The 25,911-nt window shown below is 63.8% G+C and carries 22 protein-coding genes and 2 tRNA genes; 10 read left to right on the top strand and 14 right to left on the bottom strand.

The genetic code is table 11. The features are described from left to right. Positions 1–44 precede the first annotated feature (44 nt). Both C5L14_RS05195 and C5L14_RS05190 read right to left on the bottom strand, forming a co-directional pair. Positions 45–1,736, bottom strand: a complete 1,692-nt coding sequence (locus tag C5L14_RS05195) for a GMC family oxidoreductase (RefSeq protein ID WP_105860979.1) — start codon at positions 1,734–1,736, stop codon at positions 45–47. Between the two features lie 273 nt (positions 1,737–2,009). After that, complete coding sequence (locus tag C5L14_RS05190; RefSeq protein ID WP_181161030.1) at positions 2,010–2,648, bottom strand: tetratricopeptide repeat protein; 639 nt, start codon at positions 2,646–2,648, stop codon at positions 2,010–2,012. Between the two features lie 344 nt (positions 2,649–2,992). On the opposite strand from C5L14_RS05190, the gene C5L14_RS05180 reads away from it, so the two are divergent. The 3 genes from C5L14_RS05180 to C5L14_RS05170 all read left to right on the top strand — a co-directional run bounded on the left by C5L14_RS05180 (position 2,993) and on the right by C5L14_RS05170 (position 4,822). Beyond that, on the top strand, positions 2,993–3,667 hold the full coding sequence (locus tag C5L14_RS05180; protein ID WP_105860977.1) for a 50S ribosomal protein L21: 675 nt from the start codon (positions 2,993–2,995) through the stop codon (positions 3,665–3,667). Positions 3,668–3,787: 120 nt separating this feature from the next. Then, positions 3,788–4,057, top strand: coding sequence for a 50S ribosomal protein L27 (gene rpmA / locus C5L14_RS05175; protein WP_068283371.1), 270 nt, complete (start codon positions 3,788–3,790; stop codon positions 4,055–4,057). Between the two features lie 132 nt (positions 4,058–4,189). Next, positions 4,190–4,822: a GNAT family N-acetyltransferase gene (locus C5L14_RS05170; RefSeq protein ID WP_105860976.1), complete on the top strand. Its 633-nt coding sequence runs from the start codon at positions 4,190–4,192 to the stop codon at positions 4,820–4,822. Here C5L14_RS05170 and C5L14_RS05165 read toward each other — a convergent pair. The 4 genes from C5L14_RS05165 to rpmB all read right to left on the bottom strand — a co-directional run bounded on the left by C5L14_RS05165 (position 4,761) and on the right by rpmB (position 7,983). Beyond that, entirely contained in the window at positions 4,761–5,435 is a 675-nt protein-coding gene (locus tag C5L14_RS05165; protein ID WP_105860975.1) for a FecR family protein, read from the bottom strand. The genes C5L14_RS05170 and C5L14_RS05165 overlap by 62 nt on opposite strands. 280 nt (positions 5,436–5,715) lie before the next feature. After that, complete coding sequence (locus C5L14_RS05160; protein WP_105860974.1) at positions 5,716–5,991, bottom strand: sulfur globule protein precursor; 276 nt, start codon at positions 5,989–5,991, stop codon at positions 5,716–5,718. A gap of 349 nt (positions 5,992–6,340) precedes the next feature. Beyond that, positions 6,341–7,339 (bottom strand): TerC family protein, encoded by a 999-nt coding sequence (locus C5L14_RS05155; RefSeq protein WP_105860973.1) that lies wholly within the window; start codon positions 7,337–7,339, stop codon positions 6,341–6,343. 353 nt (positions 7,340–7,692) lie between these two features. Then, positions 7,693–7,983, bottom strand: coding sequence for a 50S ribosomal protein L28 (gene rpmB / locus C5L14_RS05150; protein WP_105860972.1), 291 nt, complete (start codon positions 7,981–7,983; stop codon positions 7,693–7,695). Positions 7,984–8,306: 323 nt separating this feature from the next. Here rpmB and C5L14_RS05145 point away from each other — a divergent pair. The 5 genes from C5L14_RS05145 (at position 8,307) to C5L14_RS05120 (ending at position 12,097) form a co-directional block, all read left to right on the top strand. Beyond that, positions 8,307–8,382, top strand: a tRNA-Thr gene (locus tag C5L14_RS05145). A gap of 650 nt (positions 8,383–9,032) precedes the next feature. Continuing rightward, positions 9,033–10,148: a hypothetical protein gene (locus C5L14_RS05135; protein ID WP_105860970.1), complete on the top strand. Its 1,116-nt coding sequence runs from the start codon at positions 9,033–9,035 to the stop codon at positions 10,146–10,148. Positions 10,149–10,384: 236 nt separating this feature from the next. After that, the gene (locus C5L14_RS05130) at positions 10,385–11,200 is read left to right on the top strand and encodes a sulfite exporter TauE/SafE family protein (protein ID WP_105860969.1); all 816 of its coding nucleotides are present in this window, start codon (positions 10,385–10,387) and stop codon (positions 11,198–11,200) included. 287 nt (positions 11,201–11,487) lie between these two features. Beyond that, complete coding sequence (locus C5L14_RS05125) at positions 11,488–11,985, top strand: hypothetical protein (RefSeq protein WP_146126840.1); 498 nt, start codon at positions 11,488–11,490, stop codon at positions 11,983–11,985. Positions 11,986–12,024: 39 nt separating this feature from the next. Further along, positions 12,025–12,097 (top strand) — tRNA-Ala (locus C5L14_RS05120). A 649-nt stretch (positions 12,098–12,746) separates the two neighbouring features. Here C5L14_RS05120 and C5L14_RS05115 read toward each other — a convergent pair. The 6 genes from C5L14_RS05115 to C5L14_RS05090 form a co-directional block, all read right to left on the bottom strand. Beyond that, the gene (locus C5L14_RS05115; RefSeq protein ID WP_105860967.1) at positions 12,747–13,859 is read right to left on the bottom strand and encodes a TauD/TfdA family dioxygenase; all 1,113 of its coding nucleotides are present in this window, start codon (positions 13,857–13,859) and stop codon (positions 12,747–12,749) included. 329 nt (positions 13,860–14,188) lie between these two features. Continuing rightward, the gene (locus C5L14_RS05110; RefSeq protein ID WP_105860966.1) at positions 14,189–14,734 is read right to left on the bottom strand and encodes a hypothetical protein; all 546 of its coding nucleotides are present in this window, start codon (positions 14,732–14,734) and stop codon (positions 14,189–14,191) included. Between the two features lie 16 nt (positions 14,735–14,750). Continuing rightward, the gene (locus C5L14_RS05105; RefSeq protein WP_105860965.1) at positions 14,751–17,063 is read right to left on the bottom strand and encodes an NADP-dependent malic enzyme; all 2,313 of its coding nucleotides are present in this window, start codon (positions 17,061–17,063) and stop codon (positions 14,751–14,753) included. Between the two features lie 197 nt (positions 17,064–17,260). Then, positions 17,261–18,124: a glycosyltransferase gene (locus C5L14_RS05100; protein ID WP_105860964.1), complete on the bottom strand. Its 864-nt coding sequence runs from the start codon at positions 18,122–18,124 to the stop codon at positions 17,261–17,263. Between the two features lie 15 nt (positions 18,125–18,139). Next, entirely contained in the window at positions 18,140–19,081 is a 942-nt protein-coding gene (locus tag C5L14_RS05095; protein ID WP_245196823.1) for a glycosyltransferase family 2 protein, read from the bottom strand. 4 nt (positions 19,082–19,085) lie between these two features. After that, positions 19,086–20,576, bottom strand: coding sequence for an oligosaccharide flippase family protein (locus tag C5L14_RS05090; RefSeq protein WP_105860963.1), 1,491 nt, complete (start codon positions 20,574–20,576; stop codon positions 19,086–19,088). 497 nt (positions 20,577–21,073) lie between these two features. Between C5L14_RS05090 and C5L14_RS05085 the strand changes: the two genes are divergently transcribed. After that, entirely contained in the window at positions 21,074–21,940 is an 867-nt protein-coding gene (locus tag C5L14_RS05085; RefSeq protein WP_105860962.1) for a glycoside hydrolase family 16 protein, read from the top strand. A gap of 17 nt (positions 21,941–21,957) precedes the next feature. Here the strand turns inward: C5L14_RS05085 and C5L14_RS05080 are convergent, their stop codons facing one another. Then, on the bottom strand, positions 21,958–23,382 hold the full coding sequence (locus C5L14_RS05080) for a hypothetical protein (protein ID WP_146126839.1): 1,425 nt from the start codon (positions 23,380–23,382) through the stop codon (positions 21,958–21,960). Between the two features lie 577 nt (positions 23,383–23,959). On the opposite strand from C5L14_RS05080, the gene C5L14_RS05075 reads away from it, so the two are divergent. After that, on the top strand, positions 23,960–25,063 hold the full coding sequence (locus C5L14_RS05075; protein WP_105860960.1) for a glycosyltransferase family 4 protein: 1,104 nt from the start codon (positions 23,960–23,962) through the stop codon (positions 25,061–25,063). Here C5L14_RS05075 and C5L14_RS05070 read toward each other — a convergent pair. After that, positions 25,030–25,848 (bottom strand): APH(3'') family aminoglycoside O-phosphotransferase, encoded by an 819-nt coding sequence (locus C5L14_RS05070; protein WP_105861325.1) that lies wholly within the window; start codon positions 25,846–25,848, stop codon positions 25,030–25,032. The genes C5L14_RS05075 and C5L14_RS05070 overlap by 34 nt on opposite strands. Positions 25,849–25,911 lie beyond the last annotated feature (63 nt).

Here is a 25,911-nt window from a genome sequence, read left to right as displayed (position 1 = left end):
CCACCGCGGCTGGGACCGCGGACATCCTGTCCGCCCTGTCTTGTTCACTCGCCCCGAGCAATCCAGCGGGATGCCTTCTCGGCGATCATCAGCGTTGGCGAATTGGTGTTGCCGCTGGTGATCGCCGGCATCACGCCGGCATCGACCACGCGCAGGCCCTCGACGCCGCGCACGCGCAGATGGCTGTCGACCACCGCCTCGGGATCATCGGCCCGGCCCATCCGGGTGGTGCCGACCGGGTGGAAGATGGTGCTGGCGATGTCACCGGCCAGGCGCGCCAGTTCCTCGTCGGTCTGGAACTCGATGCCCGGCTTCCATTCCACCGGCTTGTAGGGGGCCAGCGCCTTCTGGCTCACGATGTTGCGGACATGGCGCAGGCTGTCGGCGGCGACCTTGCGGTCCTCCTCCGTCGAGAGATAGCTGGGCGCGATGGCCGGCGCATCGCCCGCGCGGTTGGAGCGGATGCGTACGCTGCCCCGGCTGGTCGGATTGAGATTGCACACGCTCGCCGTGAAGGCCGGAAAATCGTGCAGGGGCTCGCCGAAGGCGTTCAGGCTGAGCGGCTGCACATGATATTCCAGATTGGCGTAGGGGCGGCCGGGGTCGGAACGGCTGAAGGCGCCGAGCTGGGAGGGCGCCATGCTCATCGGCCCGCTGCGGCGGAGCATATATTCGAGGCCGATGCCCATCTTGCCGGTCAGGCTGCTCGCCAACGTGTTGAGCGTGCGGGCCCCCTCGATCTTGAACACCGCCCTTATCTGCAGATGGTCCTGCAGGTTCTCGCCGACGCCCGGCAAGTCATGCACGACCTCGATGCCATGCGACTGCAGCAGGCCGGCCGGCCCGATGCCGGAAAGCTGCAGGATCTGTGGCGAGCCGACCGCGCCGGCCGACAGGACGACCTCGCGCCTGGCCTGGACCTCGACGCGCTCGCCGCCGCGCCGCAAGATCACGCCGGTGCAGCGGCGGCGGCCGTCATCCTCGGCCGCGAAGGTCAGGCGCTCGACCTCAGCCTGCGTCCACACGGTGAGATTGGGACGCGAGCGCACCGGCCGCAGGAAAGCCTTGGCGGTGTTCCAGCGCCAGCCGGCCTTCTGGTTGACCTCGAAATAGCCGACGCCTTCATTGTCGCCGCTGTTGAAGTCGTCGGTGCGGGGCACGCCGGCCTGCACCGCTGCCTCGGCGAAGGCATCGAGGATGTCCCAGCGCAGGCGCTGCTTTTCGATGCGCCATTCGCCGCCATGGCCGTGCATGTCCGAAAAGCGGCTATTGTCGCCGGTGACAGGGTCGGCACCGCCGTCGAGGCGATAGTGATTCTCATGCGCCTTGAAGTCGGGCAGGCTGTTGGCCCAGTTCCAGGCCTCGTCGCCGGTCGTGGCGGCCCAGCCGTCATAGTCGCGCGCCTGGCCGCGCATGTAGATCATGCCGTTGATGGATGAGCAGCCGCCCAGGGTCTTGCCGCGCGGATAGCGCAGCGAACGCCCGTTGAGGCCCGGCTCGGCCTCGGTCTGGTAGAGCCAGTCGGTACGCGGATTGCCGATGCAATAGAGATAGCCGACGGGAATATGGATCCAGGGATAATTATCCGGCCGCCCCGCTTCCAGCAGCAGGACATGGCGGGCCGGATTGCTGGAGAGCCGGTTGGCCAGCAGGCACCCGGCCGAGCCGGCTCCCACCACGATGAAATCGAACGGGCCCGCCAAAGAGCCGGACTGCTCAGCCTTGCCGCGCGACATGCTTCCACCCTCGATAGTTCAGCCATCAGTCATAGCCGGGCTTGGCGGTGCTCTCCAACCGGAAATGCACGGGTCGCCCGGCGCCGCCCTGCAAGAGGGCGCGACCTTGGAAGAACGGCCTGGAAGCATGACCTGGACGGGAGTGAAGCCCCGCCGGCTACCGCGACGAAAACCGGCAGGGCCACACCCGCTCAAACCCCTTCGAGGGGAAAGGGGTCTGCACACTTTGCTTGTTGCTCTCGCCGGAGGCTATTTCCGGCGGAACAGCAGCGATCAGATGCCCTTCTCGATGGCCTCGTTCAGGTCCTGATATTCTTCACAGCCGGTGCCGCAGAGCGTCTTGATGGTGTCGAGCTGTTGTTTTGCCAGATCGAGCCGGCCCTTGATCACATAGGCCTCGCCCAGATATTCGCGGACCTGGGCATAGTGGGGATCGGCCGCCACCGATTTCAGATAATAGCCGATGCCCTCGTCGGTCCGGCCGAGCTTGCGCGTGGCATAGCCGCGATAGTTGAGGGCCTTGGCGGTATTCGGATCCTTGAGCAGATCCAGCACCTGCAGCGATTCGTCGTAGCGGTCGGCCTTGGCGAGCACCCAGGCATAATTGGCCATGTCGTCATCGGGCAGCGCTTCGGATTTCAGCTTGAGGCAGGCTTTCTTGCGGGTGCTCCAGACCTGCCCGCGCGGGCAGGTGGTCATGTCGGTGATCGGCTTGCCCTTGGTGACACCGCCCCCGCCGCTGGAGCCACTGCCGCCGCCTCCACCACCGGCACCACCGCCGGAACCACCCCCACCGGAACCGCCACCGCCGCCGCCCCCGCCCGCGGCAAGAGCCGCACCCGCGGCCAACAGGAAGGCTGTCGAAAGAGCAGTGACCGCCAGGCGGCGCGTCGAGGATCGGTTCAAGGACATGCTGTCTCTCCCTTGCATGGATGTCGGGAAAACACATGGGGAGGGAAATTATTCGCCGGCGGGCTGTACTGGGTCGCCGGCAGTCGGCCGCCGGACGCTCTTGCAGAAAATAGGCCTTACTTCCTTGACTCTGCGGCTCCCGGCTGTATAAGCCACGCCAGCGCGCGGCCTTTGGGCCGCGTGCCTTTTTTCGTGGCCGTTCATTCCTGCGGGGAAGGACGGCGAATATCAACGACTGGAAAAGCCGGCCGCTGCGGGGACTTTGCTCAGGCAAGGACCCGATCCGTCGCGTTCCCCTTCAGGGAGGCAAGGCGGGCGAAAGCCGGGTCCGAACGAGGAAAAACATGTTCGCGGTCATCAAGACGGGCGGTAAGCAATACCGCGTCAATCAGAACGACGTTCTCCGCATCGAGAAGCTCGATGCCAAGGTTGGAGAAGTCATCGTATTCCCCGAAATCCTGGCCGTTGGCGGTGACGCCGGCCTGACTTTCGGTACTCCCACGGTTGCCGGTGCTTCGGTTGCCGCCGAAGTGGTCGAGCAGGACCGTGATGACAAGGTCATCGCTTTCAAGAAGCGTCGCCGCCAGAATTCGAAGCGCAAGCGCGGCCATCGCCAGCACCAGACCGTGGTGCGGATCTCCGAGATCCTCACCGGTGGCGCCAAGCCTTCCAAGGCTGCCGCCAAATCGTCGGAGAAGGCCGCCGCCAAGGCTGCCAAGGACGAGGCTCCCGTTGCTGCCGCCGCCGTTCCGGCCGGTGATCTCGACGCCTCCAACCTCTCGCTGATCTCGGGCATCGGCCCGACCATCGAGAAGAAGCTGCGTGCCGCCGGCATCAACAGCTGGAACGACATCGCCGCCTGGACCGAAGCCGACATCGCCAAGTGGGATGAAGAGCTCTCGCTTCGCGGCCGCGCCACCCGCGAAGAGTGGGTCGTCCAGGCCAAGGAACTGCTGGACGGCAAGCCGCCCCGCGCCAAGGTCGACCAGGCCGAGCAGGCTTCCGGCAAGGACCTCTGAGCCGATTTCGGACGGATGGGGTCGACAACAGCCCGGCTTTCGGGCATTGTCGCCCCCGATTGATGGATTTCACCGCCGTGTCACAGCACCGGCGTAGATAGAATTCGAGGAGTTATCGCCATGGCTCACAAAAAAGCAGGCGGTTCGTCGCGCAACGGTCGTGATTCGGCCGGTCGTCGCTTGGGTGTGAAGAAGTTCGGTTCGGAAGCCGTCGTCGCTGGCAACATCATCGTGCGCCAGCGTGGCACGAAGTGGCATCCGGGCGTCAATGTCGGCATGGGCAAGGATCACACGCTCTTTGCGCTTACCGACGGCCGAGTGGATTTCCGCACCCGAGCCAACGGCCGAATTTACGTCAACGTCGCCACGACCAAAGTAGCAGCAGAATAATCCCGGCGGGACTTGAAAGCTCCGCCGGCTCCACTGGACCGGCGGACCTGAAAAGACCCCATTTGGGACTCCAGGTTGACGCAGGGGCGGTGGAGAAATCCTTCCGCCCCTTCTTCTTGCCAGGAGCCCATCATGCCCCCCTTCAAGTCTCTCCCGGCCACTGTCGTTACCTCGATCGAGATCGAGACCCTGCGCCTCGTGCTGCGCAAGCCGCATCAGGGCGACGTGCCCAGCATGGCGCGCCTCGCCAATGATTCGGCCGTGGCGCTGATGACCGGGCGCCTGCCCTTTCCCTATGGCGAAAGCGACGCGGCGGATTTCGTGCGCTACCAGGACGAGGCCCGCAAGACGGGCAAGGAGCTCGCCTTCGCCATCGAGTGCAGGGAGACCGGCGCCTTCTTCGGCTGCATCGGACTGCGTTTTCCCAAGCGGGAGGTCGCGGAGATCGGCTACTGGCTCGGCCGTCCCCATTGGGGCCAGGGGCTTGCCACGGAAGCGGCGCGGGCCCTGATCGATCATGGCTTCTCGACGCTGCCGATCACCTCGATCACCGGTGAATGCCGGGTGATCAACGAGGCCTCGCGGCGGGTGATGGAAAAGTGCGGGCTGCGCTATGTCAATTCGGGCCTGCAGCATGCGCCGGCCCGCGGCGGCGCCCTGCCGATCGATCGCTTCAGCCTGGCCCGCCCCGATTGGGCGAGCTTCAAGGCTTGGGTGCCGGCCGTCGTCCGCGAGGCAGCGCCGCTGGCGGAGCTGACTCCATAGAAGCTCCGCCGATCACGGAGGCTTCCGCCTGGGCGATGCGCAGCGTATTCCAGCTCGTCGGTTCGGACGGCGCTTGCCGGGCGTTGACGAGGTTGGTACCGAGGCCATTGGTGAGGGTCACCTGGCCGCCCTTGGTGGCGACGGTGACCACACCATGCTCGACGAAGACGCCGAAGACCCCTTCGCTGGGGCCGGCGAAAAACTTGGTGCCGCGGGCGGCGATCAGGCCGAACGGCGTGGTGACATTGAGCGGACCGGACGGCTGGTTGTCGGGCCGGTCGAACAGCATGGCGCCGCGCTCCAGCACCAGCTCCCCGCCCCGGTCCACCAGGAACTTGTCGATGCGCACCCTGGTGCGCTCGCCCAGGGACAGGCGGGTGGCATCCCCGAGCCGGGCCGCCAGCCGGGCACCCTCGCCGGTTGCCAGCATATCGTCGATGAAAACCGGCTCGCCGGCCTGAAGGGCGCGTTTCTCGCCCCGCAACTGCCCGGTGGTCTGCCCCGTGACGGTCAGCACGGTGCCGACCTCGACGATCTGCATCGCCGAGGCGACACCCGGCCGCAGCCCGGCGAGGGCCAGGCCTGCAAGCACGGTACGGCGGTGAATCAGCATGACGACGCTTCCTTGTCTCTAACCGCCCCGCGGGCGGAAAAGCCACGAAACACAATCCTTGTCCGAATGCCATAGGCCAAGGATTGTGTCTGGGCCGTGACAAGTGGCACGTGGCTGCACCGGATCCCATTCACGGTCGAGCCCGGTGCCGCAGAAGGTGACTTAGAGCATTTTGCAATTCGGCAGAAGCACCCGGAATCGCAAATGCGCATCGAACCCGGTTTGGAGATCGGGCTCGATGCTGTGGAGCAAAGCCGTGTTCGGTTAAACGCGCTCTGTATTAGTAGCCGCTGCGTTCGCAGACGCGCTGCCGCCGCTTGACGTAGCGCCCGTAATAATCGTCATACACCCGCACGACGCGATAATAGCAGCGGGGACGATATTGCCGGCGATAACCGCCGCCATAGTCGTCATCGTCATAGCCGCCGCTGTCGTATCCGCCACCGCCATATCCCCCGCCACCATATTGGGCGGAGGCCGGCAATGGCGCCAGGGCGGCCGCGCCCAGCACGGCGCCCAGCAGCAGATAACGGAGCTTCAGGCCGGAAATCGTCATCGCAGTTCTCCTCGTTCGAACACGATTCCGAAAAGCAAGGCCCGGTAAGCCGTGCGGGCAGGCTTTCGGATGATGATTGCTCAAAAGCGCTGCCTGCCTGGAGGAGAAATCGCACGAAACCATTCCGGCCATGCCGTCCGGCATGGTCGTTGCCTTACTTCCCCCCGGACGCGAAACGGATCGCAGGACCCGTCCCGGCGACGCCGATCGGCTCCCTTGCGCCGCAAGGAGCAGACGGACCCGATCAAGCCATCATCACGCCGTCAGTCTAACCTGTCTGTTCCCGCTGAAACAGATCAACTTTTGCGGGAGTCGGCCTTTCTTCTCTACCGTCATCGGGAGGGAGCCGTCAGGACGATACGCTCGACCTATCCTGGCCGCGCGTCTTCCACAGCGAAAAGAGGATGCCGCCGACGATGATCGCAACGGTCACGATCAGGGCGAGAGCCGGATCGACCTTGCCGACGAGATGGCCCCAATAGATCTTGCCGCCGATGAAGACGAGCACGAGGGCGAGCGCATATTTGAGGTAATGGAAGCGATCGATCATCGCCGCCAGCGCGAAGTAGAGCGCCCTCAGGCCGAGAATGGCCATGATGTTGGCGGTATAGACGATGAAGGTATCGGTGGTGATCGCCAGGATGGCCGGCACCGAGTCCACGGCGAAGACGATGTCGGCGACGTTGATGACGATCAGGGCCAGCAGCAGCGGCGTGGCGTGCAGCAGGTTCCTGCCGGTGGCACGGTCCGGCTGGCGCACCACGAAGCGGTTGCCATGCAGGCTCTCGCTGATGCGCATGTGGCGGCGCAGGAAGCGGACCAGCCAGTTCTCCTTGAACTCGGTATGGTCGTCCGAGGCCACCAGCATGCGCAGGCCGGTCAGGATCAGGAAGGCCGCGAAGATATAGAGCACCCAGCCATAACTCTGCACGATGCTGGCGCCGGCCGCGATCATGATGCCGCGCAGCACCACGGCCGCCAGGATGCCCCAGACCAGGGCGCGATACTGGTAGGCCGCCGGCACGGCGAAGTAGCGGAAGATCAGCGCGATGACGAAGACATTGTCGATCGACAGCGATTTCTCGATGAAATAGCCGGTGAAATAGTCGAGCGCCGGGCTTGTGCCGTCGGGGCGGGTATCCATGCCCCACCAGATGGCACCGCCGAAAGCCACGGCGATCGCGATATAGACCGCCGACAATTTGAAGCTGTCGGCAACGCTCAGCACCTTGTCGTCGCGGTTGAGCACGCCGAGGTCGAAGGCGAGCAGCAACGCCACGAAGGCGAGAAAGGCCAGCCACATCCAGGCGGGCTGGCCGGCAAAGTCGGAATACAGGAAATCGAGCATGACGCCGGACCCTTTTGCTTCGAAAAAACAATCGAAGCCGGCTCCGACATCACGGCATGCTTGCGCTAACCGTCAGAGGGGCCCGGTAACCGGCGCTCCTGCATCGCCGAAACAGGGGGCCGCCGTCAAGGCCGAGCACATTAAGCTTTGCTCATCTGGCGCAAGACAAGGCAGTCGCGCTGGAGCGTTTTCCGGAAAAGTTGATAGACTCTTCGATTAGGAAAACGCGCCAAAACAAGAAATTAGAGAGCAAAGTGCGATTCGGAGAAATCGCACTTTGCTCTAGGTGCCCGGACAACGAAAAAGGCCGGAGCGCAAGGCCCCGGCCCGAAAAGTCAGAGATGCAACCAGCCTTAGTGGGCGGTCGTCATTTTCTTTTCGATTTCGCGCTTCAGGCGCAGGGCCGGCGCGGTAAGCTCATGGTTGGAGGCCTTGATCAGCCAGGCGTCGAGGCCACCATTGTGCTCGACGGTGCGCAGACCGGCAGCCGAGACGCGCAGGCGCACGGAGCGGCCGAGCACGTCGGAGATCAGCGTGACGTTGTGCAGGTTCGGCAGGAACTTGCGCTTGGTCTTCACGTTCGAATGGCTCACCTTGTGGCCGGTCTGAACGCCCTTCTCGGTCAGCGAGCAACGGCGGGACATGGGTCTATCCTTCTCGATTCGGAACGGCCTCGCTGCGGCGGGGCCAGGGCAGATCCGCAGGGACCTGCCGGTGTTAAGAGGGTCCGGCAATCCTGCCCGGCTTGCGCCGACAGGACCGCTTGGGCAAAAAGAAAACCGCCACCCCTGTTGGGGGCGGAACCTCCCGCCAAAATTTGTGTGGGTTGCTATAGTCGGGAGCTTGTGCCGCGTCAAGAGTTTGACTCTAAACTTACGGCGCATGCGCGAGAGGGCTTGCCTTCCGCTGTGCTTGCCTGTATCAGGGCGGCGCATCCGAAAAGGATCGCCTTCTGAAGACCGTTGGCGCCGCTTTAGCTCAGCCGGTAGAGCACATCATTCGTAATGATGGGGTCGCGTGTTCGAGTCACGCAAGCGGCACCACCCACACCTCGCACCATTGAAATCACTGATAGTTTTGGATTATCAGGGACTTGGCCTACCCCGACTGCCATACAGTGGTGCTTAGCATGACCCGCCCGACTACCCGCAAGGGGACGGTCCGGGCCTGCCTCGCTGACTCAGCGCCAAATCGTTGCCCTTGCGGGTCTCGTCTATAATGAACTCGTGAGTGTACGCTCTGAGGAACCCGGTTCTGCGGTTGCCTGGGATAGTGTCCTGCGGCTTCACCGGGAAGCCCGACAGGCTGGAAGGCTGAATCAATGGGTGGGGCCGCTTGTCGATGAGGTGTCCATCCGTGAGGGCTTGCTTCCCGATGAACTGAGCCGCCAGCGCCTCATCGAGGAGACAGACAAGGCCCTGGTGCAAGCTGCTCAAACTATTCAACGCTACGCTGAAGGCGACTATAGGCCCGATGAGGCAGCCCAACGGTTTCCGACATGGAAGCCGCCTACGAACGCTCCTAGCCTGCCAAGTGGGGCAATTCGGAGCTTTGATGATCTATTCGCCCGGTGGAAAATGGAGACGGAGCCCTCCCCCAATACCGTCTCAACCTGGGAAGGCCGCTTGCGACGGTTCACCAAACACTTGGGCCACGATGATTCCCACCGCGTGACGAAGGAGGATGTCACCCGTTGGAAGACGCGTTGGTTGGCGAGGGGCGGAAAGAGATAGACAAGACCTATCTCGCGACTATCCGTGCGCTCTATGGCTATACCCTGAGGAGACGGTCGCTCTCGCGGGGTGTGGCGCGGTCTGGTAGGCTCGTGGTGGCTCCATATGAGGATCAAAAGCAGATGCTGCCCGCGACGGACGAGGAGAGGCAAAGAGTCACCGAATATTTTCTGGGGCAATCACCGGCTGGCACTGCCGTAAATTTCCTTCAGAAGGTTTATTCGGAGGCGGTCATCGACCATCGTCACGATGTCTGGGACATCCATTCTAGCGATGGCCGGTGGTGGGTGATCACGAACCCCACAAACCTTTACTCGCAGGACCAATTCCCGAACATGGACTACGCAGTGACTTTCCATATGGGCCTCTGCCTCCGCATTCCCCGCTCCCATCGTGGCTCCGTGCCAGTCGCAACCGTGCGGGAGTTCGCTTCGGTATATGCGAGGCTGCGGGAGCTGAGCGATGCTTTGGGGCTGGCCCAAAACGTGGCGGATTATCAAGCCATCGGAATGCGGAGCCGCGAAGCTCTCCTCGCTTTCGTGGCGACTGTGCAGGATGTGGCAGGATGGACCACCGAAGCACCACCTAAGCGGGCAGACTTCCGGGCCTGGAGCGAAATCATCTGCAACGAGCTTCATAGCGGTGGCCATCAGAAAGAGCGTCGGCACCTGCTGAAGACATTACTCGGAGAGGCTTGGACGTTCGCCAATTGGCTTACCCATGCCAAATCCGCCACGTGGCAGGACGCGGAGGCCGCGCAAACCACTACGGAGCACGCGCTGGGCATGGTCCTGGAATACACGCTTAAGTATCTGCGTGACGTTCCCGAGGCGTGCCCCGCTTGTGGCTCCCCGCATCTGTCGCCTCAGGAAGGGTGGCAGGAGGACATGCCAGATGTCGCCTGGGAGCGACCAGTCTGCGATGATTGTGGATGGGCGGGAGCGGCGGTCGTGGTAGGCGAGCGTCTGCCGGCACCAAATAGTGATGCGCTGATCACCCGAGAGGGAAGCAGCACGGATGGCGAATGCTTCATCGCAGAGGTGCCCCTAACGCGCCTCAAGAGACCGGGCGAATAGAGGGAGGGTTGCCAGCGGGTCGCTCGCACGCTCGCAATAAACCGCACGACATCGCGCGGGGTACCGTCCACGTTACCGCTAGGCCGGCGTACGGGGGAACCGCGCGTTCAATTCCGTCGAGGTCCAGTCACGAATTTTTCTGGCAAAAACATTCCGCCCCAAGGAGCACCTTGAGGCTCGTCGGTTAGCTTCCTGCCGTATTGCCTGCCCGCTTGTATCTCCGCATAGATAGCAACATGGACACCGTGACCACGCCTCAAACCCCGGCCCGAGCCAGAAGCCTCCCTGGTGCATTCGGCGGGGGCGCAATCATCGGGGCTCTCGGGGGCCTCATCGGGCTCGGTGGTGCGGAGTTCCGGCTCCCTCTTCTCATCGGACTATTCAGCTTCGCGCCACTTGAGGCGGTCATCCTCAATAAGGCCATGAGCCTCGTAGTGGTGGCCACGGCGTTACCCTTCAGGGCCGCCACAGTGCCCTTCGGTGACATCGCTGCACACTGGCCAATCATCTTGAACCTGTTAGCGGGCAGCCTCTTAGGCGCTTGGTTCGGTGCAGGATGGGCGACAAGGCTTCGATCCGAAACCCTCTACAAGGTCATTGCCGTTCTCTTGGTGGCGATAGCTGGCATTCTCCTGGTAGGTCACGAGCTAACCGCAGGCCAGCCGCTCTTCACCGGTGCCACGCAAATTGTCGTTGTCGGCATCGTGGGGTTTGCTATCGGCATCGTGGCGGCCCTGCTGGGAGTTGCCGGGGGTGAACTGCTCATTCCCACGTTGATCCTGCTCTTCGGCGCGGACATCAAACTTGCTGGGAGCTTGTCTCTCGCGGTGAGCCTTCCGACAATGCTGGTGGGCTTCGCGCGCTACAGCCGAGATCAAAGCTTCTCCGTCCTTGGGCGCAACAAGATTTTCCTCTTAGTGATGGCAGCGGGCTCCATCGTTGGCACCTTCATCGGCGGTCGCTTGCTTGGCCTCGTGCCGCACTCGGTGCTCTTGCCAGTCCTTGCGCTCATCCTCCTGATTTCCGCGTGCAAGGTTTGGCGGCACAGGTAGACTAATCTAAGCTCAAGATGCCGCGCCAGAGGTGCCGCCCCGAAATAGCGAGAGCCATTGGTGGATTCCGCTTCTGCGAACGGCCGGATACGCCCGTGGGGCGAAGGCCCCTTTGAGTGACATTCACAAGATACGAACGGCGCTTAATTCCGGGTGCAAAAGGATCTGGGGCATCGGGGCGTTTGGGTTGAGGCGGTGCGAACCCATCCTCCGCCGCCGGCAGCGGCTTCGAGCTAAGTGTCGAATCCGACTCGCTTTTTGTCTGAATTCGCGCTAAGAGATTAAGAATGAACCCGAAGGCTGCTCACCGTACCGATCCAACCCGCCAAATGTTCGAGCATCTGGCCGATGAATTGCGTCTGGCCCGCAAATCAAAGGTAGAGGCGGAAGTCAGAATTTCGAGACTTGAGGATTTGATCAAGAGCCTTCTCGATAACGTGTCGGATAGTGACCGCGTTCGGTATCTAGCTGAGTTGCAGGGAGTCCAGGGGGCATCGTCTAGCCAAAATCAACTGGGTGAACTCCCAAACAACGTAATTCAGCTTTTCGCAACTAAAGCCGCCTCTCGGTTAACCGTGCCTGAAGTTCAGGTGGCTTTGGAAAAGAAGCTCGGCGGGACTGTTGATCTTAAGGCCTTGTACAATGCGTTGAATTATCTCGTCCGAACCGGGCGGTTGCAGCGGGTCGCTCGGGGTCAATATGCCGTCGAGGGGACTGGTGTTTTCGGACCTGAGTTCGATTTCCTTGAGGATGGAACGCATAGAACGTCGGAACATGATGCCTAAAAGAAAATCGCCCCACCATTTCTGGCGAGGCGATTCGAAGACCGGGTAGCAAAATGGTTAATGCGTCAGGCTTGCACCCCCGAAGATGCCGGTTCGAATCCGGCCCCGGTCTCACCCACGAAGCATTCGCTTCGCTTGGACACTTAGAGAATCACAATTTCGCGCCAGCCTCAAGCGCCTTTTGAGACTATCGATTTCTTGGTTACTCGATTTGCGATATCCAGGGGTTGGGCGCCATGCACTTTTCTCGCTAGCCAATCGACAGCCACGATGTTCGCAAGCGCCTGTGAAATACCAATCTGACGAAGAAAGAAAGCCGTTAGCTACCAGCGCTGAGCGAAGCATTATTCGGGTTGGCTCTCCTAAGCCTGGAGACCGCACCTAATATCTAACTGAAGCAAGCCACCTTTACCCGTCCAGGTCCCTCAAGCACCCCGCCTTGCTGGCCTTGCATCCCATAAGAGACTGCCATACATTCTCTAACAAGGCTGCGGAATTTAGCAGTAATTTCAATGGCATCGCAAGCGCATTTTCATGCAAGCGGCACCACTCTCGCCATTGAAACCACCCGACATTTCTGATCCGCCAGGGACCGCGAAGCAGCTCGCCGGCAGTCGCTGCGGCGTATGCCTATGGTCCATGAGGGGGAGGTCGCCTCCGGCCGACGGGCGCAGGGCGCGACACGCCGCTCTCCGAGCCCCGGCGAAAGCGACATATGGCGGCTTACGCCGTCATATGTCTGGGCTTTTACCGCCGATGCGTTAAAGCGACGCTCCGTCGTGCCGCCGGTCGAGCACCCGGATGCGGCTCTCGAACTCGCCCCTGTCGACATAGCAGCCCTGCAGGTGGCGGAAACCCGTCGCCGGGTTGAAGGCTTCGCGCCCATGGAGCGTCCGCCGGTTGTCGAATACCACCATCTCGCCACCACGCAGACGCAACGCAATGACGAAGGCGGGGTCACGCGTTCGCTTCATGAAGGCCCGGTAGGCCCGATAGAACGTGCCCAGCTGGTCCGCCGGCAGGTCGATAAGATCCGTCAAGTGGGCGTTGTAACGGATTTCGTCGAGCCGTCCATCGGGACGCAGAGTGATGACCGGGCGGCGCAGACGAATGTCATAGGCCCGGTCGTGGAAGCGAAAAGGCAAGGCAACGGTCGAAAGCACGCGGAACGCCCCGGGGTCGGTCTCCCGCAAGTCCTCGGCGATGGCAAAGCTGTCCGCGAAGACGGAGCCGCCGCCTTGGGCTTCATTCGCGATGCAATGCAGAAACTGGAAGCCGGGAGGAATTTCCTGGTTTGCCAGATCGGTATGCAAGGCGAGCGCCTGGGCGGTGTAGGCGAGATTGTTGGGGTCGGGCTTCGAAACGACATCGAAGACCTTGCCGAAATTGGTCTCGCGCAGGAAGCCGATGCGCTGTGCAACGTCGAGGCCTTGTCCGGGGGCCAGGCCGTCCACCAATGAAAGGCCGAGGCTCTGCGTGGTGACGAGAAAGTCGAGGAGAACCCTGTCGTCGGCGAGAATCTCCGCACCTGAAAAGCGGGGCAGTTCCGGCATGTCGGCAGCCCGCCAGATCTTGCGAGGTAACGCGGCTGCATCGGGACGAGGCACTCCGGGCTGATGTGCCAGGAGCCAGCTTTGCTCGAAGCGGCTCACATGCCCGTCCGGCCAGGTAATGACCAGTTCATCGTCGCAAGTCTCCGCGCTGGCCGGCTTCAAGTCGTCAGGAACGGACAGAAGGTCGAAGTTCCTCTCCTTGGTTTGCGGATCGAAGGCCGTGGGGCAATTGTCGCGGAGCCAAAGGAATGGAAAGACGATGGGAGAAGCACCGTCATGGCGCAATTCGAGAGCCTGATCGCTCAATCGTGCAATCTGCATGGGAAGCTATCCTGTGATGTGGGGTGAGAGACACGCGCACGGCTTCACCGTGGCGGCGGCCACCACATCTGGGGTTTGCCGTAGCGAAACCCGCGCAAGCGCAACAGGATGATGAGCGTCTTAGGCACGCAGGCCTTCCGTGAAGGGACGCAGCAAATTGCTGCCAGGATCACGGGGTGTCAAGCCGGGCCATGCCCGAGATCATTGCCTGCCGTCCAGTCCCGGTCATCCTAGAGCAAAGCGCGTTCAAGCGTGAACGCTTATTTGCTCTAACTCATTGTTCTGACGCGTCTTTGCGATTCTTGGTGACTCCGTCTAATCGCAAAACGCTATAGCCAGAATTCCGGATAGGTCGCCGGGCTTAGGCAGTTGCGATCAGCCTGCGGCGGGTCGATCAGGCGATTCGCCAAGGGCAGAAGAAAAGCCTCCACGGCCTCGGCTGACAAAATGACGGCCTGCGTGACCTCGAAGGGTGACTCGACATCGCTCATGCTGAGCTCGAGCCGGCCCGGATGTAGATAAACCAAAACCGTATGCCCGCCGAGGGTGACATGGCCGGGCTGCCGGATGCGCAGCGGCCCGGGCGCGATGCGGACGAAACGCTCGAACGCCTCGGCCGTATAGCTCACGCCTGGGATCGGCTGAGGAGCGTCGACGGGAACGGGATCGGCGGCGATGCCGAGTATCCCGAGAACCTCCCTGATGTCCGGGACCGTGCCGGCGAGTGCGATCGCCGCCAGAAGCCGGTCGCCATCTCCCGCATGGCCGCCATAGGCCCGGCAGAAGCGGAAATAGCGGAGCCGGCGAGCCCACTCCGCGATTTCCGCACGGCTGTGGCGCTCGAACAGATAGCGATTCCAGCGCTCGTCGTTCACCGGCCTCCAGCCCCGCTCACCCGCCGATATTGGCCGCCGCCAGCACCGCCATGTTGACGAGGTCGGTGTCCTTGGCGGCCAGCGGCACGATCTGCACCGGCTTGTCGAGGCCGACCAGGATCGGGCCGATCACGGTAGCACCGCCGAGTTCCTGCAGCATCTTGGTGGAGATCGAGGCCGAGTGGAACGCCGGCATGATCAGCACATTGGCAGGCCCCGACAGGCGGCAGAACGGATAGAGCGCCATGGCTTCGCGGTTGAGCGCGACATCGGCGCCCATCTCGCCGTCATATTCGAAATCCACGCGCCGGCGGTCGAGGATGCGCACCGCCTCACGCACGCGCTCGGCCCGCTCGCCCTCCGGATGGCCGAAGGTGGAATAGGCCAGCATCGCCACGCGCGGCTCATAGCCCAGGCGCTTGGCCACCGAAGCGGCCTCGATGGCGATGGCGGCGAGTTCCTCCGAGGTCGGCATATCGTGCACGGCGGTGTCGGCGACCAGCACCGTGCGCCCACGGGCGATGGCGATGGAAAGGCCGAGGACACAATGGCCCGGCTTGTCGCTGACCACGCGCCGGACATCCTCGAGGGCGATCGAATAATTGCGCGTCAGGCCGGTGACCATCGCGTCGGCATCGCCCATCGCCACCATGCAGGCGGCGAAATGGTTGCGGTCGATCGAGGCCAGGCGCACGCAATCGCGCATCAGATAGCCCTGGCGCTGCAGCCTGTCATAGAGATATTGCGCATAGGCATTGGTGCGCGGCGAGATGCGGGCGTTCTGGATCACCATGCCCTCGCGCAGCTCGACACCGGCAAAGGCGGCGGCGGCTTCCACGCGATCCTCGCGGCCGACCAGGATGGCGGTGCCCAGTCCCTGATTGACGAAGGAGGCGGCGGCGCGGATCACGGCCTCCTCCTCGCCCTCGGCGAACACTACGCGCTTGGGCGAACGGCGGACCCTGTCGAAGATGCCGGCCAGCGTGCCGGCGACGGGATCGCGGCGGGCCGAGAGGGCCGCGCGATAGGCGGCAAGGTCGGGGATCGGCTTGCGGGCGACGCCGGTCTCCATCGCCGCCTTGGCCACGGCCACGGGCACGCGCGTCATCAGGCGGGGATCGAAGGGCGCCGGGATGATGTAGTCGCGGCCAAAGCGCGGCCGCGCGCCCTGATAGGCGCTCGCCACCTCGTCCGGCACCTCTTCCTGGGCAAGCTCGGCCAGGGCCTGGGCTGCCGCCACCTTCATCTCCATGTTGATGGCGGTGGCATGCACGTCGAGCGCGCCGCGGAAGATATAGGGAAAGCCCAGGACGTTGTTGACCTGGTTGGGATAGTCGGACCGGCCGGTGGCGATGATGACGTCGTCGCGCACGGCGTGGGCCTCGTCCGGCGTGATCTCCGGATCGGGGTTGGCCATGGCGAAGACCACCGGATTGGGCGCCATGGAGCGCAGCATCTCGGTGGTGAGGGCGCCCTTGACCGAAAGGCCGAAAAAGACATCGGCACCGTCGAGTGCCTCGGCCAAGGTGCGCCGGTCCGTCTCGGCGGCATGGGCGGACTTCCACTGGTTCATGCCGTCGCTGCGGCCCTTGTAGACCACGCCCTTGGTGTCGCAGAGCAGGACGTTGTCCGGCGCAAAGCCCATGGCCTTGACCAGCTCGACGCAGGCGATGCCGGCCGCCCCGGCGCCGTTGACCACCAGGCGGGTGGAGGTGATGTCGCGCCCGGTCAGCTTCAGGCAGTTGAACAGGCCGGCGGCGGCGATGATGGCGGTGCCGTGCTGGTCGTCGTGGAAGACCGGAATGTCCATCAATTCCTGGAGACGCTGCTCGATGATGAAGCATTCGGGCGCCTTGATGTCCTCCAGATTGATGCCGCCGAAGCTGGGCCCGAGATAGCGCACGGCGTTGACGAAGGCGTCGGCGTCCTTGGTATCGACCTCCAGATCGATCGAATCAACGTCGGCAAAGCGCTTGAACAGCACGGACTTGCCTTCCATCACCGGCTTGGAGGCCAGAGCCCCGAGATCGCCGAGGCCGAGAATGGCGGTGCCGTTGGAGATCACCGCCACCATGTTGCCCTTGGCCGTATAGTCGTAGGCCAATGCCGGATTCTCCGCGATCGCCCGCACCGGCACCGCCACGCCCGGCGAATAGGCGAGCGAGAGGTCGCGCTGCGTCGCCATCGGCTTGGTCGGCACCACTTCCAGCTTGCCGGGCTTGCCCTGGGCGTGGAACGCCAGGGCCTCCTGGTCGGTGAAGCTGGGGCGGGCTTGATTGGAGCGGACCGGGGTCGAGCCGACTTGGCGCGGCGGTTTCTTATCCGTCATTGCAGGGGCGTTTCCATTATCAGGGGAACCGACCCTAAGCAGAATTCCCGCCTTCGTCCACGGACGATCCGGCGAAAATCCGCGGCATTGAAGGCCTCCGGCCCGGACAATTCATGTCCGCAAACATCTTTGGTGCGACGCGTTCTTGCGATTCCCGGCGATTCCGCCAAATCCCAAGCCGCGCCGGCGAGGAGGCGTCAGGCCGCCCGGCGGCCGTCGCGATAGCCTTCGAGCCGGCCCTTCAGCGTGTTGAGGTAATAGATCGCCCGGCCGCGCTGGCCCCGCGCCCGGCTGAGCACATAGCCGCCGAAGGAGCGTAGCATGTAGTTGAAGGAATAGAGCGCGCCCATGCGGTGCTTGGCCAGCACATAGCCCATGCCGCGGCCATAGCCGCGCGCCTTCTGCTGCATGCGAACATCCATCATGTCGATGCGGATCTCGGGATGATGGCCATAGATGGCGTCGTCGTAATAGGAGCGATAGCCGCGCTCCAGCATGCGCAGCACGATATCCGGCGCTTCGCAGGCCTGCCATGGCGAGGTGGCGCCGACGCCGACATCCTCGTCATAGCCGCCGACGGCCTCGAAGGCCTCGCGCCTGCAGAAGGACACCCATTCGATCAGCGTGTCGAAGACGTCGCGGGCGCCGGTCCAGCGGGCGCCCTCGGCGAAGCGGCCATTGATCGAGCGCCCCGTCTCGTCCGCGGCCCGGCCGTTGACGATGTCGGCCCCCGTTTCCGCGAAGGTCTTCAGCACCTTTTCCAACAGCCAGGACGGGTAGGTGCAATCATCGTCCGGAAAGCCGAGCAGTTCGCCATGGGCGACCTTGGCGCCGTTGTTGCGCGCCCGGCTCGCACCCGGCACGCCCGGCGTGCGCAGATGGCGGATCGGGAAGGGACGCGTCTTGCGCGCCAGCACCTCGGTGACCCGTTCGTCGCGATTCTGGTCGACGATGATCACCTCGAAATCCTTGAAAGTCTGGGTTTCCAGGCTGTCGAGCATCAATGCGATCTCCTCGGAGCGTCCGAGCGTCGCCATCACCAGTGAGAAATGTACGGTCATCGTCTGCGCCTTGACCTACAATTTGAGAATCCGCGCAGGATCGAGACGCCCCCGTACCAGATCCCACAAAGCCAGAAGATTGCCGGCGAGCCGCCCGCGCCGGTCGGTCCAAGGCTCCGGAAAGGCGCTCTTGACCAGATTGGAAGCCAGGTTCTCCATGCTGCCCTCCAGCACGCCGCGCAGGCTCATATTGCCCTTGCGCATGATGTAGACGCGATTGGCGATCTGCGAATAGCCGAGCCGCCGGCCGGGGCTGCGGCCGCCGGACTTGGTGCCCAGATGCACGCCGCGCAGGCGGCCGCTCTTGACGATGCGGCCGAAGGGCGCGAGCTGCCGGGAGAAATCGACGTCCTCGAGCCAGGCGTAGAGCGGCAGCTTCTCGTCGAAGGCAAGCCCGTGCCGACGCACCGGCTCGAGCCGCACCGCCATGTTGCAGCCATAGCCGTTATAGACCGGCTCCAGCGTCTCCGCCCCCCGATTGGGGCCGGCCGCCTCCAGCCTGTCGAGGCCCTCGCGCATGCCGAGGCCCGCGCCCGGCGCGCCATCGGCCAGCACCGTGCCGGTCACCATCACCACGTCGGGATTCTCGGCGAACAGCCTCACCGTCTCGGCCAGGAAATCGGGAGCAGGCAGAAAATCGTCGTCGAAGAACATCACGATGTCCGCATCGGTGGCGGCCATCAAGGCATTGCGCTGATGCGGAAGGCCCACCGGGCCCGCGATCATCTTCAGGCCCGGCACGAGCTCGCGGAGGGCGGCCTCGTCGGCATCGGCAGGCTTGGCCGGGCAGATCAGGAAATCGTCGGGCCGGCGCTCCTGGCCCATCATCACCCGTACGGTTTCGGTCAGCACATCCCGCCGGCCCGCCGTCGCGATCGCGACGGCAATCCGCATGTTGTCATGCGCCTTCACGCCGGTCTCTCCATGATGCAGGTCTTCCTTGCCATCGCCACGCATGTCGTCACGTCCTGAACCGAAGCCGCGCCCGGGACATGAGCTGGTCGACCAGCCCGGTCAGCCCAAGTGCGTCGCCGAACCAGCGCGACATCAGATAGACACTGCAAACATAAGTCACGACATACACCGCGCCGGCGGCGCCGATCCGGACCAGATTCATGACGATGTCCGTACTGTCTTGAAACAGGGTCGAAACATAGACCAGGAAAAGCGCACTGATCACCAGGGCTGCACAAGGCCCGACAAAAGCGGCAAGCTGGGCGCGATAGCCCAGCCCGATCATCGATTTCACCGCCATCATGGTCGAGACCAGCACCGCAAGCGTGGCGAGCGCCTTGGCGGCGATCGCTCCCATCACCCCGAAGGACAGGATACCGGCGATGGTGAGGGGCACGCGCACGGCAAACTCCACCAGGTTCCTGAACGTGATCTGCCGCGACTTGTTGAGGCTGACGGCCAGGGGCGCCATCGGCAGCGCTGGGATGGAGCCGATGCAGGCCAGCGCGATGCCGGTGAGGATGGGGGCGGCCTCGGCCCATTGCGCGCCGAGAAAGACATGGATCAGGTGCTCGGCCATGATGGCGCCGAAGCACAGGATCGGCGCCATCAAGAGGAAGATGCCGACGCTCGCCTTGAGATAGCTGTTGCGAAGACTGCCATTCTGATGCGCATTGACGAAGGCCACGTTCAGCGGCGTCCCGAGCGGGGCAGCCAGGACCTGGAACGGCAGCGAGGAAAGATCATTGGCCATGACATAGCGGCCGAAGGCGGCGGGTGGAATGAAACGGGGCAGAATGAACCGGTCCGCCTGCCAGTTGATGGCCGAGAGGATCTGCGACATCAGGTTCCAGGTCAGGATGTCGGCAAAGACCGGCCAGGCCTTCAGCGTCAGGCGCGGGCGCATCGGGGCAAGCCAATAGGAACCGGCCAGGGCGACGAATGCCACCAGGATGGTTCCGAGCGCGATCGCCCAGTAGCTCCGCGTCAGGATCGCCACGATGATCGCGGTGCTCACGGCAATGGTCTTGCTGGCGATGTCGAGCCCTGCCTGGCGGCGGAAATCCATGCGCCGGTTGAATTCCACCAGTTTGGGGCTGACGCAGCCGCGCATGGCGGGCGCCAGGGCCAGGCACATCACCAGTGGCACCAGCCGGGGCTCGCCGTAGAAGATCGATATCGGCCAGGCACAGAGAATGAAGAAGGCGGCAATGATCAGCCCGCGCAGGGCCCCCAGCGTGAAGGCGGTGCTGTAGACCTCCTCCGCCGGCTCGGGGACGCGCAGCATGGCGGCGCCGAGCGGCAGCTCCATCACGGCCTCGACGATGAAGATCAAAGTCATCGCCATCGCGACCAGGCCGAAATCGCTGGGCCCGAGGAAACGGGCCAGCACGATCAGCGCAACGAAATCCACCGACTTGCCGGCAAGCCGCGCTCCGGCCGTCCAGGCACCGGCCTTGGCCGTCTGCTTGGAGAGAGCCCCGATCTTACCGCTCATGACGACGAAGGTCTCCTGCTCCCCGCCCTCGTGGGGGCCGGGCAGTTTCGAAGCCGGCGCTCAAGGCACCGCGCCGCCAGTGAGGGTGTGCGATCGGGATCATCATCGAGGTTGGATTATATGGAACGTGAATGTCACGGCGCGACGACCGAGGCCTTTCATCACTGAGTTAAAAAAATCTCGACCTGGACGTGCATCTCCCAGGTCGAGCATCAAAACAAGCTGCGGCCGGTCAAGCCGCGGATGACCGCCGATCATGACGGCTGCTACCAGCGACAGCCATTTTATGCAAAGGCCTCGCAGGCTGACAGCTATCCATTCGAAGGATCGCCAAAAGGGAGTGACTCCCCCCTTTTGGGAGGTGGCCCGCGCCACGGCCTCTGGGCTATCCTCGCGCAGCCCGGCAAAGACCGGCGGCTCCCAATCATCACACATCCGCAGCCCGTTGCAACGCTCCGTCGATGGGGCATCCGCGAGCCTGAAAGGAATTCGTACCCATGAGCCCCATCACCCGGCGCCTGTTCCTGGCTCTTCCCGCCCTGAGCCTGTTCGCCGCACCGGCATGGGGGCAGGCCGTGCCGGATCTCAGCGGCTACAAGCTCATCTTCAAGGACGAGTTCGACGGTACCGAACTCGACCGCGACAAATGGCATATCGGCACCAATCCCAAGGGCGAGCAATGGGGGTCCGACAGCTATTTCGTCACGGCCAGCCAGGCGGACGCCGAACTGTTCGGCCAGGTCTACCAGATGGCGGACGGCAAGCTGCGGATCCGGGCCAACCACAAGGCCGACTTTGCCGATCCCACCGGCTGGAAGCGCAAATGGTATTCCGGCATGATCAGCACGGCTTTTCCGAACGGAAAACCGCCCAGCGCCGCGTTTCGGCGCGGCTATGTCGAGATCCGCCAGAAATTCCCAGCCGGAAAGGGCGTGTGGCCGGCCAACTGGGCCCTCAATCTGAAATCGCAGACCCCTGAGGGCGATCCGCTCGGTTCCATCGAGATCGACGGGCTGGAAGCCTATGGCGTCGACATGACCATCTTCCACACCATCGTCCACAATTGGGGGAACAAGACCTCCTCCCCCGCCATGTCGCGGAAGCTTCCCGACCTGAGCGCCGACTTCCACACCTATGGCTATCTGGTGGAAGACGACAAGGTTTCCGCTTTTCTCGACGGCAAGCTGGTCCAGACGGTTTCGCTGTTGCGGGCCGACAGCGTCGACCGCTTCTTCTGGATGTTCAATCTGGCCATGGGCGGCGGCTGGCCGATCACTGTTCCGGAAAGCGGCCACTATGACATGCTGATCGACTATATCCGCATCTATTCCAAGGATCCGGACGCGGTCGCCATCACCCCCTGATCTCTAACCGGTGATCTCTAACCCATGACCTCGGCTCTGGCCGGCCGGACGGTCTCCGCCGTCTGCTTCCTGGCCCCCGTTTCGAGATCGCAGGTGGCGCAGGCAATGCCGGCCAGCATGTAGAAGGGCAGTCCGAGATCGATCAGGGTACCCGAGATCGTCGCCATGATCAGGCCGACGAGGCAGCCGATCCGCACGGCGGCACGCACCTGAATCGTCGCCCAGTCGAGAGGGCGGATCGCCGGCTTGAACAGCACCATCAGGATGAAGATGCCGTAGGTGAGCGCACCGATGGCGCCGAGATTGGCCAGAACCGCCAGCGGGAAGCTGGAGGCGCGCACCGTGCCGATGCCGGCTCCCAGCCCGTAGGTCGCGAAGAATGTTTCGAGCGCCGTCTGGTTCCACATGCCGCGCTCCGCCGCCGACTGGCTCGTGCCCTTGTTCAGCACGAAGTCCTGCATCATGCCGTAAATCGTTTCCGCCAAGGAGGGCGTAAGCAGTACGGCTGCGGTGATCACGGCTAGCAACAGGGGTGCGAAGGCGAGATAGGCATAGACGCTGCGGGGCAGTGGCCCGCCGCGCACCAGGCGCAGCAGGGATTCGGCATAGATGATTGCCAGCACCACCGGCAAGGCGACATAGCCGCTGGTAGAGGTGCAGAAGATCACCAGCAGCATATTGATCATTGCCAGCCAGAAGGTGAGCTGGGGACGGATATTGCCGAGCCAGAGCCGGAAGGCAAAGCTGCCGGCCCACATCGACGAGGAGGCGAAGGCCGCGGCCTCGGTGAAGGAGCCATTGATGCGCTTGAGGCCGTTGACCACCGTATCGTCGTGAATGGTGTAGGTGGCGTTGCGCATGAAATCGAGCAGGAAGGCGGTTCCCGTCCAGAAGGTGGCGAGATCGACGACCGCGAAGAAGATATTGAGGGCGCAATAGGCCAGGGCCGCCTTGGTGACGGCTTCCAGGCCTTCCCTGGTCCGGGCGACGATATAGCAGACCAGAAAGCAGACGATGTCGCCGATGAAATAGACGCTCTGCGTCAGATTGCCGGTGGTGGGAGAAAGCGGCACCAGAATTGGCGCAGAAGGGCCATCGGTGGCGCCGATGGCGGCCACATAGGCCGCACCGGCGAAGAAGCGCGGCAGGATGAAGGCGCCGACGATGCCGACAGCCGCGGTGGCGACGAACCAGAAGCCCTCACGCGGAAAGGTGAGCCGCGCCGTGACGACCGACCAGATGCCCGGGCGCGTCAGGACGGATGCCGCCGTGAAGCCCAGCAGCAAATGGGCCGGTTGGATCGTGGTGCCCGCCAGGATCAGCGCGGCGGAAGAACCGAAGATCATCGACAGGATGAGCATGGAGACGCCGAAAACCGGGCCCCGCCTCAGGACCATGATCCCGAGCAGAATGAAGAAGACGCCGATGGGTTCCAAACTCACGCCAGGCCCTTTCTGTCTGCCCCACAGGCCCGTTTCGGCGGAAACGCACCCTGCCCTCACTCCTAGCCTCGGCCCGGGCCTGCGGCATTCGAAATCGCGTCACGCCGCGGGAGAACCTGTATTCCGGCCGAGGGAAAACCTTCCGGAATGGGCCCGCTCGCGCAAGAGATGCGCGCCCGGTTCCGCTGAGGGGACAGTACCACATCATGGCGCGCGATGATTCCGGCTCGAGCGCCCCGCCGAAGCATGGCAACGCCGCGGCGACACCGGCCCCGCAGGGCGGGCCAGCGGGCTTTTCTAGACAATGGCGCCTCCAGCCGACAGATACCCATTCGACGGATATCAAAAAGGGAGGGAGCCCCATCCCTTTTGCCAAGTGGCTTGCGCCGCGCTTTTGTGGATTATTCTCGCATCGTCTTGGCCATGCTGCCGCCTGTTTCGCGTGTTGAAACTTGACGGAGGGACCTTGCCATCGCAGTCGGCCCCGGCGACGCAACCACTCCATGGCGACGGGCTCTTCGCAAGCCGCATCGACAATGAACCGTTTGGCGTTTGCAACTTCCAACGAGAGCCGGCCTTGCGCATCCTTCATGTCCTGAATCATACGCGTCGCCTCAACGGGCACGTGCACCTCACCATCGATCTCGCCTGCATGCAGGCGCAGCTCGGGCATGAGGTGGCCATCGCCAGCGGCGACGGTGACTTCGACGCCTTGCTGGCCGCCCACGGCGTGGAGGTCATCAGGATCGACCAGCGCCAGAAGCCCCTGGTCGCGCTGCGTGCGGTCGCCGCTCTGACCCGGCTGCTGCGTTCCCGCCCTTTCGACATCGTGCATGCCCATATGATGACGAGCGCCGTGCTGTGCTGGCCGGCCTGCAAGGCGGCCGGCGTGCCGCTGATCACCACCGTTCACAACGAGTTTGCGCGCAGCGCCGTCGCGATGGGCGTCGGCCGGCGGGTCATTGCGGTGAGCGATGCCGTCGCCCGTTCGATGGCCCGGCGCGGTATCCCCGCTTCCCGCATCCGCACCGTGCTGAACGGGAATATCGGCTCGCCGCGCCTCTCGGCACCGGCCGGCCCGCCCGCGGCCCTGAGTACGCCGTCGATCCTCTATGTCGGCGGCCTGCACCCGCGCAAGGGCGCCCCCGTTCTCCTGCAGGCCTTCGAGCGCGTCGCCAGGGCGGTGCCCGAAGCCTCGCTCCATTTCGTCGGCGACGGACCGCATCGCGCCGAATACGAAGCCATGGCAGCGGCCATGCCATGCGCGGCAGCGATCACCTTCCATGGTGGCTGGGACGACCCGCGGCCTTTCTTCAGGGGAGCTGATGTCTTCGTGCTGCCGTCGCTGGCCGAGCCGGCCGGGCTGGTCCTGTCCGAAGCCAGCGAAGCGGGCTGCGCCATCGTCGCCTCCGATGTCGGCGGCGTGCCGGAAATGCTTGATGGCGGCAAGGCCGGCCTGCTGGTGCCGCCCGATGATCCCACCCGCCTGGCCGAGGCCCTGGTCTCCCTGCTCACCACCCCGGGAGCCCTGGCGGGGGCCAAGAGCCGCGCAAGCGCCAATGCCGCGCGCATGACCCTGGACCGCGTGGTCGAGGAGACCTTCGCGGTCTATCGCGAATGCCTGCCGGCCTCAGCCCCAGGCGGGTCTCAGCCCCAGGTCAGCGGATCGAGGCTTAGATAGAAGTCGAGCCTCTCCCGGTCCGGCCGCTCCAGCCCGAGTACCTCGAACAGGCTGGCGAAGGCCGCTTGCGCCTGATCCGGGCCGGACCAGCTCTCGCCGGCGTTGGCCAGCATCAGCGCAAGATCGACATAGCGATCTGCCGTGCCGAGACGGCCGAGATCGATCATGCCGGTGCAGCGCAGCGTGGCGGGATCGACCATGAAATTCGGCATGCAGGCATCGCCGTGGCAGACGACGCGATCCCCGGCCTCTTCCGCCAGGCGTTTTTCACGCTCTGCTTCCAGCGCAAGAAGGAGATCGGCCGGATCCGTCTCCTGCTGCTCCGGCCGCAGGAAATCCGGATTGACGGCGCCGCGCGACACCACGTCGGCCGCGCGCGCCAGCATGGTCGACAGGCCGCGTTCGAACGGACAATCCTCCGCCGCCAGCGCATGCAGCGCGCCGATCCGCGCCGCGATCGACGGCCAGGCCTGCAACAGTTGGCGGCCATCGAGGTCGCTTGCCGGCACGCCGGGCACCGCGCTGGTGATGAGGCAGGCACCCTCCTCCCCTATGCGCCAATCGAGCATCTGCGGCGAGCCGAGATCGAAGCGGCTCAGCCACTCGATCGGTCGACGTTCCCCTTCCAGAGCCAAGGCGCCCCGGTCCTGTGATATTTTGGCGAAGGCTGCCCCATCGCTGCGGCGATAGACGCTGTCGCCCGACTCGCCGTGGCTGACCGCCAGCCATTCTTTTCCCGATGGCAGGGACGGCAGCAGGTCGCGGATGAAGAAGGCCGAAGGCATGGCGAATCGCTCCGAATTGGGAGCCGCGACCATAATGCAGAATAAGGCGGCAGCCGGACGGGC

This window comes from Labrys okinawensis (genome assembly GCF_002982075.1).
In the GTDB taxonomy this organism is placed as follows: Bacteria; Pseudomonadota; Alphaproteobacteria; order Rhizobiales; family Labraceae; genus Labrys; species Labrys okinawensis_A.
The sequence above is the reverse complement of the archived record's forward strand: the minus strand, read 5'-3'. Positions and strand labels throughout refer to the sequence as shown.

Bases quoted from the DNA above. Each gene is read 5' to 3' on its own strand.
- C5L14_RS05100 (WP_105860964.1), bottom strand. From the start codon at position 18,124: ATGACCGTACATTTCTCACTGGTGATGGCGACGCTCGGACGCTCCGAG.
- C5L14_RS05125 (WP_146126840.1), top strand. From the start codon at position 11,488: ATGAACCCGAAGGCTGCTCACCGTACCGATCCAACCCGCCAAATGTTC.
- C5L14_RS05115 (WP_105860967.1), bottom strand. From the start codon at position 13,859: ATGCAGATTGCACGATTGAGCGATCAGGCTCTCGAATTGCGCCATGAC.
- C5L14_RS05170 (WP_105860976.1), top strand. From the start codon at position 4,190: ATGCCCCCCTTCAAGTCTCTCCCGGCCACTGTCGTTACCTCGATCGAG.
- C5L14_RS05195 (WP_105860979.1), bottom strand. From the start codon at position 1,736: ATGTCGCGCGGCAAGGCTGAGCAGTCCGGCTCTTTGGCGGGCCCGTTC.
- rpmA (WP_068283371.1), top strand. From the start codon at position 3,788: ATGGCTCACAAAAAAGCAGGCGGTTCGTCGCGCAACGGTCGTGATTCG.
- C5L14_RS05095 (WP_245196823.1), bottom strand. From the start codon at position 19,081: ATGCGTGGCGATGGCAAGGAAGACCTGCATCATGGAGAGACCGGCGTG.
- C5L14_RS05165 (WP_105860975.1), bottom strand. From the start codon at position 5,435: ATGCTGATTCACCGCCGTACCGTGCTTGCAGGCCTGGCCCTCGCCGGG.
- C5L14_RS05105 (WP_105860965.1), bottom strand. From the start codon at position 17,063: ATGACGGATAAGAAACCGCCGCGCCAAGTCGGCTCGACCCCGGTCCGC.
- C5L14_RS05160 (WP_105860974.1), bottom strand. From the start codon at position 5,991: ATGACGATTTCCGGCCTGAAGCTCCGTTATCTGCTGCTGGGCGCCGTG.
- C5L14_RS05155 (WP_105860973.1), bottom strand. From the start codon at position 7,339: ATGCTCGATTTCCTGTATTCCGACTTTGCCGGCCAGCCCGCCTGGATG.
- C5L14_RS05180 (WP_105860977.1), top strand. From the start codon at position 2,993: ATGTTCGCGGTCATCAAGACGGGCGGTAAGCAATACCGCGTCAATCAG.
- rpmB (WP_105860972.1), bottom strand. From the start codon at position 7,983: ATGTCCCGCCGTTGCTCGCTGACCGAGAAGGGCGTTCAGACCGGCCAC.
- C5L14_RS05190 (WP_181161030.1), bottom strand. From the start codon at position 2,648: ATGTCCTTGAACCGATCCTCGACGCGCCGCCTGGCGGTCACTGCTCTT.
- C5L14_RS05090 (WP_105860963.1), bottom strand. From the start codon at position 20,576: ATGAGCGGTAAGATCGGGGCTCTCTCCAAGCAGACGGCCAAGGCCGGT.
- C5L14_RS05085 (WP_105860962.1), top strand. From the start codon at position 21,074: ATGAGCCCCATCACCCGGCGCCTGTTCCTGGCTCTTCCCGCCCTGAGC.
- C5L14_RS05130 (WP_105860969.1), top strand. From the start codon at position 10,385: ATGGACACCGTGACCACGCCTCAAACCCCGGCCCGAGCCAGAAGCCTC.
- C5L14_RS05070 (WP_105861325.1), bottom strand. From the start codon at position 25,848: ATGCCTTCGGCCTTCTTCATCCGCGACCTGCTGCCGTCCCTGCCATCG.